This window comes from Arthrobacter sp. Sr33 (assembly GCF_054511195.1).
In genome coordinates this window covers 166067-178634 of the sequence record NZ_JBTNDD010000003.1, presented here as the reverse complement: position 1 = coordinate 178634, position 12568 = coordinate 166067, and the positions used below count along the sequence as shown (strand labels likewise).

General features: G+C 53.7%; 7 protein-coding genes. All 7 read right to left on the bottom strand.

Going from position 1 to position 12568, the window contains the following annotated elements:
* Window positions 1–59: 59 nt before the first annotated feature.
* Window positions 60–782, bottom strand: a complete 723-nt coding sequence (locus ACX80T_RS05980; protein ID WP_459303962.1) for a HEPN domain-containing protein — start codon at window positions 780–782, stop codon at window positions 60–62.
* Between the two features lie 282 nt (window positions 783–1064).
* Window positions 1065–3752 carry a DEAD/DEAH box helicase gene (locus tag ACX80T_RS05975; RefSeq protein ID WP_459303961.1) on the bottom strand — a complete coding sequence of 896 codons (2688 nt, stop codon included), beginning with the start codon at window positions 3750–3752 and terminating at the stop codon, window positions 1065–1067.
* Window positions 3752–4807, bottom strand: coding sequence for a HamA C-terminal domain-containing protein (locus ACX80T_RS05970; RefSeq protein WP_459303960.1), 1056 nt, complete (start codon window positions 4805–4807; stop codon window positions 3752–3754). Before ACX80T_RS05970 ends, ACX80T_RS05975 begins: the two co-directional genes overlap by 1 nt.
* Before the next feature lie 2 nt (window positions 4808–4809).
* On the bottom strand, window positions 4810–5574 hold the full coding sequence (locus tag ACX80T_RS05965; protein ID WP_459303959.1) for a M48 family metallopeptidase: 765 nt from the start codon (window positions 5572–5574) through the stop codon (window positions 4810–4812).
* Window positions 5571–8852, bottom strand: coding sequence for a type I restriction endonuclease subunit R (locus tag ACX80T_RS05960; protein ID WP_459303958.1), 3282 nt, complete (start codon window positions 8850–8852; stop codon window positions 5571–5573). The genes ACX80T_RS05965 and ACX80T_RS05960 overlap by 4 nt, the downstream gene beginning before the upstream one ends.
* The gene (locus ACX80T_RS05955) at window positions 8849–10051 is read right to left on the bottom strand and encodes a restriction endonuclease subunit S (RefSeq protein WP_459303957.1); all 1203 of its coding nucleotides are present in this window, start codon (window positions 10049–10051) and stop codon (window positions 8849–8851) included. Before ACX80T_RS05955 ends, ACX80T_RS05960 begins: the two co-directional genes overlap by 4 nt.
* The gene (locus ACX80T_RS05950) at window positions 10044–12446 is read right to left on the bottom strand and encodes a type I restriction-modification system subunit M (protein ID WP_459303956.1); all 2403 of its coding nucleotides are present in this window, start codon (window positions 12444–12446) and stop codon (window positions 10044–10046) included. Before ACX80T_RS05950 ends, ACX80T_RS05955 begins: the two co-directional genes overlap by 8 nt.
* Between the last annotated feature and the right edge of the window lie 122 nt (window positions 12447–12568).

The window sequence follows — 12568 nt, the reverse complement described above, 5'->3', positions numbered from 1 at the left end:
CGCACCTCTAGCGGACGAACAGCTCTCAACCGTGAAGGCTCGGCTCTTTTCGATCCGCACTAATCTTTGATCTGCTCAATATCGATCTGATACTTTTCAGCAAAAGTTTTTAGCAGTAAGTCGAGGGACTCTTCTATGAGTTGGGCCTGCCTTAGAAAGTCGCTGCGGCTCAAGTTTTTATCTACGCCCATTCGGTGAATAATATCGTGACGGTACTTAATGAGATCATCTAAACGCCGCCATAAAGACTCCTCGGGTGTGGTTGGCGATAGGGTCAGTGGTTGTTTGATATCTACCGCGAGCCACTTCCTAAAGGCTTTTCTGACATTGCGCAGATCCTGAAATGAAATGCTGTCCGCAATTGATTCTTCGGTGATGTTCTCACTTGATGTGCCTACAGTGATTGCTTCTCGCCGAAAATTCCTCACCTTGTCCTGTGCGGTTGAATCGTACTTAAGTGCAATGATAAATGTATTTTTGAGATAGAACTCGAGCATGGATATAAGGAAGGGCACAAGTGCATTGTAGATAACTCGAGTCGGATCAAGGGAACTAAGTACGTTGCCCAGTTCTGTATCGCCTTTTCCAAGATCCAGCTCCTTAGGTAGCGCATATGAAACTGAACCGATGTTGTCATGAGTCATCCTATATACCCAAGCAAAACCTCTGCTTATTGGAGTTGAAGTATCCTCCCAAAGCGGCGCATATCTATTTTTGCCATAATCTCCGAATATGTCGCCGCCAAACTTCTTACGTCCAGTGCGAAGAATCGTGTTCAACATTTCCACGTCATGCCAAGTGGCCGAGTACGTGTTCCGTACGTGTATTGCCCAATCGCTACTGCTTAAGCTTCTTTCGTTGTCGCGAACTGGGTAGATTGTTATCTCTACGCCAGCAGTGGACCTGTAGTCGGTATCGTCAAACCAGAAATAATGCTTTGTGCCTTTTGGCCAGTCCCACAGATGACTGCTGGTTTGTATCTTATCGAAGGACTTAATGAAAGATACTAATTCGGCTTTGCGTGCATTCTTAGGGTATAACCTCAAGTCTCTTCCCATGGTGGCTTACTCGGCCACTTCTTCGGACATGGGGTGACGAGGAAAAAGCTCGATCAACTCATCCAGCACTTCCGGTTCGGACGCGGCAGCATTGATGAGCTCGTCTATCTTCAGATCAATCAGGTCGCCCTCGTCTGATACATCAACAAATCCTCCGAACTCGGTCGCGACTTTGAGGGCAGCGGCTCGGGACAGCCCAGCATCCTGCAAAGCGATGGCGACGGTATTGGAAGTTCCATACTCCACGAGACTAGCTAGGTTGATGCCCGCATCTTCCTCGCCGACCGCCAGCCGAGCTAACTCATAGTGATTCTGTAGGTAGCGCATGATTTTGAAGCGAAGTCCGACTTCGATGTCGAGAAGAGTCTCCTCGATCACCAGGTTGATGTGTCGAGGGTCGGACTTGACGAAGGTCTCAGTCGTATAGGTCGTCTCGGATTCGAAATCGCGGAAGGTTATCTCGCCGTTCCTCTCGTAGTAGCGGATTGAGCCCTTGATGATTTGATTGAGGGGCTTTCCGCTAGTCCAGTTCCGCGTGAGGTTGGCCCAGTATCGCAACCTGGCTGTGATTGGATCCTGTGAAGTTTTCCACTTAGGAACCAGGGAGTCTGAGCCAACTGACTCTTGCCCGTTCCAGTCATACTCGGAATAGAGGCGCAACAGAACACTGAGATAGGTGGAGGTTTGGGTTAGGTCTGCGTCGGAAGGTACTAGCCGAGCGGAAGCTGGGTCCGCCTTCATACGATTCCACACACCATCCTGTGAAACAGACGGGATGTCGGGCGTACTCCGAAGAACGTCCGGAGGTACTGCCACCGAAAGTGACACCTTCTTCAGGATGTCTTTCGCGTTGGGGATCCGATCGATGAAGTAGTCCTTCAGTGGAGAGGACTGTCCGTCGAGCTCGTGCAACGTGAGGATAGAAGCGTACTGTTGCGTCGCCTTGCGGGCTTCCTCTGACCGTCCTTTGGGTAAGGGTTTGCCGGTCAAGACTCGCTCGATGTCGGTGAACTCCTTCTTCCGACCTTTACGTGGGTTTACTAGGAAACTCTCAGCCCTATGGGTTCCCGACCCCCGGATTAGCTCCCGAGTCGTTCCATGCCACGCCGATGCCTTATCGCGTATGCAAATAACGTTGCCCGAGAAGTCGTAAGTCAGCCGACCTGCGCGTCCAATCAGGTTCTCGAAATCGAGCCGCGTTAGCATCTTCAAGCCGTGTCGATCACTCAGCACGAAAATATTCTTCGCGGGGAGGTTGACCCCTTCCAGTAGCGTCGACGTGCAGAACACAAACTTCAGTGGTGAGTTGGCGAGAGAAAACAGTTCTTCAATTTTGTCTCGCAAATCCTGGGGCATCCTGCCGTGATGGAATGCCACGCCCTTCTTCAAGCATCGGATGAGGTAGTAGTCCTCATGTACATTTTCCGCAGCGAAGGTAGCGAGAGCATCGAGTCGCGGGTCGGTTTTGTCCGGAAGACTCTCGGCAAACTCACAAGCGCCCGTAACAGTACCTCGGGCACTGTTGATATACACGATGCTCTGATTGGAGCGAGACAGCTCGCGTACCACGTCGAACTTGTTAGACCACTGAGGAGGAACGGGGTACTCGTTGTCCGCGGTACCAAAGTGCTGCTCGAAGTGGCTCACTTTCCGATCAACAAAGTCCACAAGATAACGCCTCTGGCTCACAGTGCGTTCGGGGACCGCTATAGAACCCTCCGAGGACTTCTGAAACAACTGTAGGAAGATTTCAGGATTATCGATGTTTGGGGAAGCGAAGATAAGCTTCGTCGCGAACTTTCGAAGCGTTTCATTAATTGCGTGATAGTAGAGCGGACTTCTCGTGTCGTGTTCTGAGATTACCTTCTGGGCTTCGTCAACGAACAGATAGTCGATCTCTCTCGGGGCCTCAGGAAGATAGCTGAGCAGCCGTTCCGGCGTGAAGACGAAGACCGTGCGGGAAAACTGCTTCCTAAGGAAATAGGACAATTGAGGGTGGGGAGAGACATGCACGTCCGGTAGGTCGGCCAGAACATCCCGAAGGTCAGCCACCGTTTGCGTGATGAGCGCTTTTGTCGGTACGAGCACCACGATGGAACGATTTGCGAGTTCGGGCTTTTGAACGAGGCCATACAGTGTGTCCTTGATGATGAAGGATTTGCCAAGCGACGTTGGCCCGGAAAAGCTGAAGAAGCTGGCTCCTTCCAGGCTGCGAACTATGGTCGCTTGCGCGTCTGTAAATACCGCGTCACCCTGACTTGTCTCTTGGAGTGCATGCTTGAGTGCTCTAGTCACCTCCTTGGATTGTGGAGGTACTAACTCGAGCTCGCTCCGCCGCCTGAGAGTCTTTATCGCCGGAAAGTTGCCAAGCTCAATCATGATGGCTTCTGTAAAGCCGCTCACTGTCGCTTCCATGCCGGGGCCCAAAGTGTCAGTAGCAAGGAGCTCGTGCAGGAGAGCGACGACCGTATACGAGAGCTCCCTGTGTAGAGGAAGTTCGGAGTGGGAGAGGATGTCGGCGAATCGCAGCAGCCGTGGGACGTCGAGTTCTTCGGATACGTCAACTGAAGAGTTGCCTCCGGAGCCGAGGAGAAAGGTCTCTGCGCAAAGCCGTTCAAGCTGACGGAAACTACCAACGAAACTGTCGGATGCGACGATGCGTTCGCTAAGGCCGGTTCCAATTGTCTTCGCCATCAGGCATCATCCTTGTGTTCAGCGGGCTTAGTCGAGGGTGTCTTTTTTGGGGGCTTTGGCTCTTTCCCGGAAAGCTCCTTCGCGAGAGTGAACCTAACATCCTTAATCCCGCGTACACCCTCTTTCGTCTTTTGCTTCAAGAACGGCACCATGTAGAAGTGGAATTCGTAACCGCCCAGACCGTTGTTGGTGATCTGCTGCCGGATATACTCAATGCGCTCGCTGACTAGTTCTCGCGCCTTTGTCCGAATCCGGCTTTCTATCTCCTCGTGATCAAGATCGATCAGCGGCCACTCGCAGATATCGATCTCGTATCCTAGAAATACGCCAAAGGACTTCCTGGCCTTCAGGGTCGATGAAGCGTCTGGAAGTAATACCGCTGCCAGGGCATCTACCGTCTGCTCATCAAACGCTTCCTTGAGTAAGTTATTTTCGACAAGCCACTTATCTGTGCTGAACTGGCCGTCTCGAAGCGTCGCCATAGACTTGAAGGCGTCCGCAATCGCGGTCTGAAGGCTAGATCCCGGCTTGTCCTTACCGTCCGAATGCATCTTCGACTCACCAAAAATGAGTTCCAGTTCTGTGCTTGATTGACGCAGGTGTATCCCGTCGGCACCTTTCACATAATCATCATTGGCAGTCTTGAGCTCCAGTTTGGATAGCAGCTTAGGGGCGTCAAGATGACTTTCAAGAAAGGTGTACAGCAGCACTTCGCCGCCTTCGCCGCTCTTGAGCTCTGGAAGGCGGAACTTTTCTTTTACCTTGTTGACGATGGTGACTCGCGGATCGGCAAAATATTTGGCGGCGTTGGTCCTGGACAGGGCGTAGGTAATCGATGCATCCGCCAATGACTCGTAGAGCTCGGCAAGCGCGAACTCTCCGCTATCAATCCGTAGGACGTGAAGTTGAATACCTGCCTTCTTGCCAACGCTGAGAGCTTCCGGCTCGTAAAACAGCTTTGTGAAGCGATCAATGTCGGATGATCGTAGGCTGAGCTGAAGGGGTATCGATTCCGGTGTCTCGATTACCGGAGTTGCAAGTTGCGATTCGTCCATGACTACCATTTCTCCTCTTTGAGAGAGCCCTGGGTCAGTACATCGGCATCCTTCCGATCGCACACGTTGTTCAGCCATGCCGTAGCGCCAATCACGGCTAGCTCTTTCCTGCGCGCCTCCTGATCGGGCATCACTCTTGTTAGCAGTTCCCAAAAAGCTGGACCATGGTGAGGCTCACGTAGGTGTGCCAGCTCATGAGCCAGGACATACTCAACGAGTGCAGGACGGAGCTGCATTGTTGCCCAGTGGACTCGCACGCGGCCACCGGGAGTGGCAGCTCCCCACTTGTATCCCAGATCGGCAACTTCGATGGCGGACGGGTCAACTCTGAGCCGTTCGGCCCATTCCTTGGCGCGCGGCTTCAGCCATCGCGTCCCACGCTCGATGTACCAGTTGATCAGTTGAACTTCGCCGCCCGACTTGAGTCTGCTCGGTAATACGAGCCGCCCTCTCTGTAGTGACACTTTGCCTGTGGCATCGTCTTGGATCTGTAGTCGATAGCTTCGACCTAGGTATAGGAAGCCCTCACCGTCTACCAGTTCTTTATTCACCGGATCGTGTGTCAGCAATTCCTTTTCCGCAAGCTTCCGGTAAATCCAGTCTCTTTTTTCCACCAAGAATTTTTGCAGCTCCTCAACAGCTACATCTGCGGCCGCCTGGAGGCACAGGCTGCCGTCACGCTCAATAGTTAGCTTTGCCCTCCGGCCCGGTGCTGTCTGTTCAACGGGAACCTGCATCCCGTCCAATGTCAGCATCATTACGGTCATGACTGCCTCTGCGACAAGAGTGTCTGATTGGCTCGTGCAAGCTCCATCAGCCGATCAGCAATTGATACTTCTTCCTCAAACGGGAAGAGATCACGGTCGTCAAGAACCGAAATGAGCCGTTTGCGCAAGTCTTCTTGGGCGTGTGGGTTCTGCCAGAAGCGCACCCGGTGGGCGTGATTAGCGACTTCGTAGACGACTTCTTCAGAGAGATGTAGCAAGTCCGCCCGCACTTCGTCCGGCAGATTAGCTCCGGTCGAAAACTCCGACTCCAAGAGTCCATAGAACCGGCTAACGAGTTCATCCGCGTGAGGCCTGTCGTCGCTATGATCCTGGTTGGTCTCGTCGATCAATCCCTCTATCGCAAGGGACAGCTGTTCCCACTGTCCGGTCAAGTTCTTCAGGATTTCATCGAGTCGCTCGGATAGTTTCGAATACCGCGCTGGATCGGAATCAAAATTCTTCCGAATATGGAAGCGAAGCGCATGCTCCATTTCCGAGGCCTTCGCCTTAGCGGACGACAGAGATTTGACCTTGGCCAAGAAGTCTGGAGCTGTAATAGAAACGGGAGGAATTTTCGTCGCAATATCCAGAGCAGTTATGTACTCGTCGATGAGCTCGCGGACTTTTTCGCCATACAACGATGGATCGAAATCGCCCATACCATCATCGCGGTAGCGACGCTTTGCCTTCATCTGGATCAGCCCAAATTGCTTGGCGTCTCGAACGAACGGTAGCCCCTCCGGCCGTGGCATGACCGTATCGAGGGTACTCAAGAACTGTTTAAGCGCAGCGCCGAACCGTGCACGTAGGGCCTCATCGGATAGAACCTGGACGCAGGCTTCGACATCCTGTTCATCGCCAAAGCGATCAATCCCGGCTTGGGCGAACATGGCCACAACGCGGGCGTGCCGGTCTCGGAGTTTCGGTAGCTCGTCCTTGATGCTCGCCAAAGCGCCGACTGCATCCGCAGCGTCTTCAGGTGCATACGCAGCCAATGCCTTCTGCAGGTGGGCGCCTACGCCGTAGTAGTCCACGAGGAGACCGACGTTCTTACCCTTAGCCGTGCGGTTGACTCGGGCGATAGCCTGGAGCAGCTCGGCGTCTTGGATGAGCCTGTCGAGATACAGAACTTGATCAATTGGCGCGTCAAAGCCCGTGAGAAGCATTGACTTCACGATCAGGAAGGCCACAGGACTGGTCTTGGCGGTGGCGGTTCCCAGAGGCTTTTTGAAATCTTCGATAGCAGTGTCTTGCTGCGCTTTGTCAGTCCAAGTAGCCCATGTGGGATCATCGTTATGATTTCCGGAAATTATCGGCACGAAGTCTATGACTCGCAGCAATTCCAGTCGTTGATGGGCGCGTACGAGCAGCTGCTGTGCCCGGCCTAGACCCTCGACTTCGATAGTGCCCGCAGCGACGCCATCGAGCAGTGAATCTGGCAGAGCTTCGATCTCGGCGACAAGGGCGTCGCGCGCGACCAGAAAAGCATTGCGGTAGCGAATCGTTGCACGCCGGCTACTGGCCGCCACCTGAGCCTTGAATCCACCAGGCATCACCGTCGAGACGTAGTGAAGCAGCATGCTTCGCGCTTTGGCAGCGATGAGGTCTGGCGCCTCCAGCACGTCACTAGTTGTGGCGTAACGCTGCTTAAGTTTCTCGCGTTCCTCGTCGGTGAGGTCGAACATGTCTTCAAATAGTGCGTCAAGGTCGCTAGCACCCTTGACGGCTCCCTTTGCCGTCCGCCCCTCATAAAGGATTGGCACAGTTGCGCCGTCAGCTTCAGCTTCGCGGATTGTGTACTTGTCGATGTACGTCCCAAATATAGATTCAGTTCGTTTCTTACCTTCACGCATGATTGGCGTTCCGGTGAAGCCGATCTTCGCCGCGTTCGGCAAGGCTTCCATGAGATTGGCATGAAGCGACGATGTCTGCGAGCGGTGGGCCTCGTCAACCATTATCAAAATCGTGTCGTCTTCATTGATCACGCCGAAGGTCTCGACACTTTCATCGCCGACGAGGCCCTCGACCTTCGCCACTGAGCTGTCAGTGTCGCGGTATTTGTGAATCATTGCAAACAGCAACGCGGGGCCATGAACTGCTAGCATCCCGCGCAGCTTGCTGGCCTTGCGCGCCCGCTCAACTGTCTCGCCGGACAACTTAGCGGTTGCGGATAGTTGCTTTTCTAGGTCGGTGCGATCAGTGACGACGACGATCTTGAAGGCGCGAAGTTCCGGATCGGACCGCATAGCACGCACTAAGAAGACCATCGTCAGGCTCTTGCCGGAGCCCTGCGTGTGCCAGATTAAGCCACCACGACGATCATGCTCACCGTCCTCAAGCCGGGTTTGCCCGGAGCGCAACCGCGCCATGGCTTTATGGACGGCCCGGTACTGCTGGTAGCGAGCAACGATCTTGAACCGTTTCCCGTTCTCCTCGTTGAACAACGTGAAGTGGCGAATGATGTCCAGGAGATTGGCAGGCGTCAGCATACCGGCAACAAGAAGCTCTTGTCCGGTTAGGTCGGCCACCGGTTTCCCCAATGATTCGGCCAAGTCTTCGCGAGACGCCGGGGCGGCGTCCTTCCATTCCAGAAAGTGCTCAGCCTCTGACGTGAAGGTCCCCACTCGGGCACGATCACCGTAGGTTGAGACAACAAACTGATTGGTCCAGAACAGGCGCTCGTTGCCTTCAGGCGCGCCAAGATCCCGTCGGTTGGCGTAGCGACGCAACTGGTTGATTCCCTCGGCCATCGGGTCAGTGATGTAGGGACTCTTGCACTCAATCACAACGAGCGGAATGCCATTGACGAAAAGCACGACGTCCGGGACCACAAATTTCTTGGATTGTCCGCCAGGCTCATCCACACGAAATTGGCTGATCGCCACGAAATCATTACGTTCAGGGTGATCGAAATCGATGAAATTTATTCGCTGAGTACGTCCCTGGTCCCAATTTGGCAAGCCACTAACGGAGACACCTTCGAGAACGCGCTCGGTCATCCGCTCACTGATTTCGATGAGCTTGCCAGGTTCCGTCCGGTTTAACGCCGATACAGCCTCAGAAATTCGAGATTCATCAAGCCATGGAAGCCCCTCTTCATTGAGATTTATTTCGTAAAGAGCCCTGCGCAAGCTCCGCTCCAAGATGGATTCGCGGAACGATTCTCGTTCTGTAAGAGCCGGATCGAACTTGGAACCCTCGATGTGCGACCAACCGAGATTAGTTAGCTGGTCCAACATCGGTTTCTCTGATTCCAGATATTCAGCTCCGGCACTCATCGGGAAACTCCCGTGACAGTTCGAACACGCCCGCTGAGTAGATCTGATGCAAGTCCCGCCTTTAGGCTCTTGAGCTTTGCCAGCGTCGACTGTTCGCGGGCCAACAGGATGTCATGTGCAGAGATCACGTCTACAATCCGACGTTGTTCGCTCAAGTCAGGCAACGGTATAGGAAAGGCACCGATTTGGGTCGAATTTATCGTTGCCAGGTTAGTAGTTTGTTTCGACGCTCCGAGAAAATATTTCTTTCCATACGCAGATGCCGATATATGCGCAAGAAACCAAGGGTCGAGAATGCGTCGATTCGTTCGCACGCGAAAGACGTGATTCTGGTGAAGGCATCCTTCAATCTGTTCTTCCCATACAGAACCTCGGCCCAACTTGTCCGCATCACCACCTTCGTTCATTAGGACATCACCACGCACTAGCGAAAATCGGTCGAGATCAGCCGATCGGATACGAAGAAATTTGATGTCCTTGAGATCTAGGTGCCCATCTTGAACGTTAGCTACGCGCAAGTAAGGACGTCGAATTGTGCCCGGGCCGCTCGGCTCCGACCCTAGTGTCACTCCGCCGGAAATATCTGCAAGCTCCTTGAGTGGACGCATTTCGACGTCGCCGTTCAAAGGAAGTACGTCACTCACTAACCCCTGCTTTGCGAGAATGAGCTTTGTAATGATTTTTTCGGCCACGCGAATCTGATCACTAGCAGCGTCCAGGATCTCTGCTATTCGGCGCTGCTCGTGAATCGGTGGGAGGTTGAGAGATATGCCTGCAAGTGATTTCTTGTTGAGAGTGGCACCTTTTACCGCTACGTCTGTAATTACAGATTGAGCTGCGCTTGGAAGCACATGAAAAAGGAATCGTCCGTCAAGCCGATCTTCTTTCGGATAGAACGCCGCGATTGCTTCGTTCGTATAGAGGTCACGTCCAGCAATAGAGGTTCGACCAATCGACAGCTTAAAGCTCATAATGGGCGTGCCTTTGGGTACAGGCTTGACGTTACTCGATTCGATGCCAAGTCGAGATATATATTCCTTCGTCTCCGTTACAGATTCGGTCTTAATATCGGCGATCGAGACCCAGGGGTAACCTGATTCAGCATCGGACCAAAATGTCGGCACTACGCGCGAAGGAGTACCGCCAATTGCGATACGAGCAACCTGCGCAATCGGCGTTGTCACCCAACTTTCATTCATAGCCGAGCTCCTTGAGAAAAGAGGCAAGTCGATGGTTTGCCGTCTCACGTTCAGTTTCAAGGTCAGCGAGGGTCACTCGGTATTTGTCCCACCAAGTTTCGAACGTATCCAGCACGGCTCTCCGGTGCCGCGCTACGCGCTGGTCGGCAACGCTGACGAGATCGGCTTGGAACAGTTCTAACACCAAGCCGCGCGCCGCCGTATCACCGAGGGATTGGCTCGCAGCGTTCAGTTTTTCGGAGAATGCTGCTTTGTCCGCCTTGAGTTGCTTCTTGGTTGCGCTGAGTTCCGACTTCAATTTCTTGAGTTCGATAGGTGTCAGCAGATCTTCCACTCCATCAGCCTCGTCATCGGCTGACTTTGTACTCGACTTGATAGTGGAGTCAAGATCGGCGGATTTAGCCTCAAGCGATGCAAGTCCGCTGAGGTATTCAGGTAGTAGAGCCCTGGCCACCTTGTGATCCAGAGGATTGACCTTGGACTTCTCTTCTTGCAGTGCATCCGTAACCGTACTGACCCACGCATCCACCAGACCTGTGAATCCCAGATTTGCCAAAGTCTTGAGGTCGGGTTGATTATCACCCCACCAGCTCGCGATGATGCCGCTAATCTGGAAGCGGTCAAGCATGCCAGCCGGTGACAATGCTGTGCCAAAGGTTGTCACCAGGTGCTTGCGGAGGTCGATGAGGTCTGCAGTGGTCTGCAGCTGTGTAAACCTAACCTGCTCTGTATGCCACCAACTCTCAATCGCCGCGGTGACATCTGATTCTGCCCGGACAACGCCCGGGGCTGTCTCTAAGAGCCCTTTTAGCTGATCCTTGGAGTGGATATTCGGGGCGAACTGAAGGTAGCCTGCAGCACTTTGCTCAACAAGGAAGTCAGCGACATCGAGTCCGTGACTTGCAAAAAGACGCGACTTTGCATCCACCTCAGCCTGAGGGATACCGCCATGCAAGTGGGCACGAACATCCTGAGGCTCGGCTGAAGGTGTTGTATCCACATAGCGGCGGATATTGAGGTTGTCGTCGTTAGCCGCCAATTCTTCACGGCTAGCAACCATTGCAAACGCTGGTATGTCACCAAATTCGCGGTAGGCCGAGACGATCTTTTCGATATGTTCGGGCTCTAAATAATTTTGAGCGCGGCCTTCGCGGTAGTCGCGATCAGCGTTGATAAACAACACTTTGCCCTGACGCTCTACCGGCTTGGAACCCTTATGGCGAAGGATGAGGATGCACGCGGGGATGCCGGTGCCATAGAACAGCTGAGGGCCAAGTCCAATGACAGCCTCAATGATGTCATCATTTAGCAGTCCGGTTCGGATTTTTCCTTCGTCGCCGCCTCGGAATAGCACGCCATGAGGCATGACTGTCGCAACCATGCCATCGATGCGCGTGACCGCCAGCATGTGCTGGACAAACATGAGGTCGGCCTTCTTGCCAGTCTCAGGCGTGTAGCCGTAGGGGAAACGTTCAGGAAACGGGATGGCTTCCTTGTTGTAGTTGAGCGAAAACGGCGGGTTGGTGATTACGCGATCAAATCGCATCAGCTCGCCGGACTGGATGTGAGCAGGGTCCTCAAGTGTTCCATCGTCGTTGTTTCGGAGATCGGCATCTGGGATGCCGTGCAGCAGCATGTTCATCTTTGAGATCGCCCATACACTGCCGTCCTTTTCCTGACCCGCTAGGGCAAGGTTCCGGCCGTCTCCACCATTTTCTTCAACGTAGTCCTTGGAGAGGATCAACATGCCGCCTGAGCCGGTACACGGGTCATAGACACTCATGCCTTCGCGGGGATTGGCGATCTGGACCATGAGCCGCACAACTGAACGGGGCGTATAGAACTCGCCGCCCTTTTTGCCGGCTGAATCGGCGAAGTCACTGATGAGATACTCGTACGCCGCTCCCAGGAGATCCGGGAACTCGAAGTCGCTTTGACGGAGGCGCACCTTATTAAAGTGATTGATTAGCTCGCGCAGCTTCTTGTCCGACATCGACGACTGGCCAACCTTGCGGTTGAAGTCGATATGCTGCAGCACCCCGTCCAGAGCAGAGTTGCGTTCCTCCAAAGCTTGGAGGGCCTTGTTGAGCTCGTCACCAACCTGCTTGTGGGCATGGTCGCGCAAGTACGGCCATCGCGAGCGCTCTGGCACATAAAAGGTCTGATAGAAAGCGGAATTTTCGGCGCGCTTCTCCGCCTCGTCCTGGTCGCGCCCCTTGCTTAGCTGGTCACCGATGACCTTCTCACGCTCAGCTTCAAACTGGTCGGAAGCGTACTTCAGGAACAGCATGCCGAAGATGTATTCCTTGTAGGCCGAGGCCTCCATAGATCCACGCAGGACGTCTGCTGCGGCGAACAGGTGTCGTTCGAGTTTCGGGAGGGTGAGCTTGGCCATGATTATTTCCCGCTCCTTGGCGCGTCAGCCGTCATTATGGTGTTCAATCTTCCTCGTGCTCCTATCTCTTTCAGCTGTCGTGAGGCAGCTGAAATGTATCCATCAATGACCCTACCCGGGTC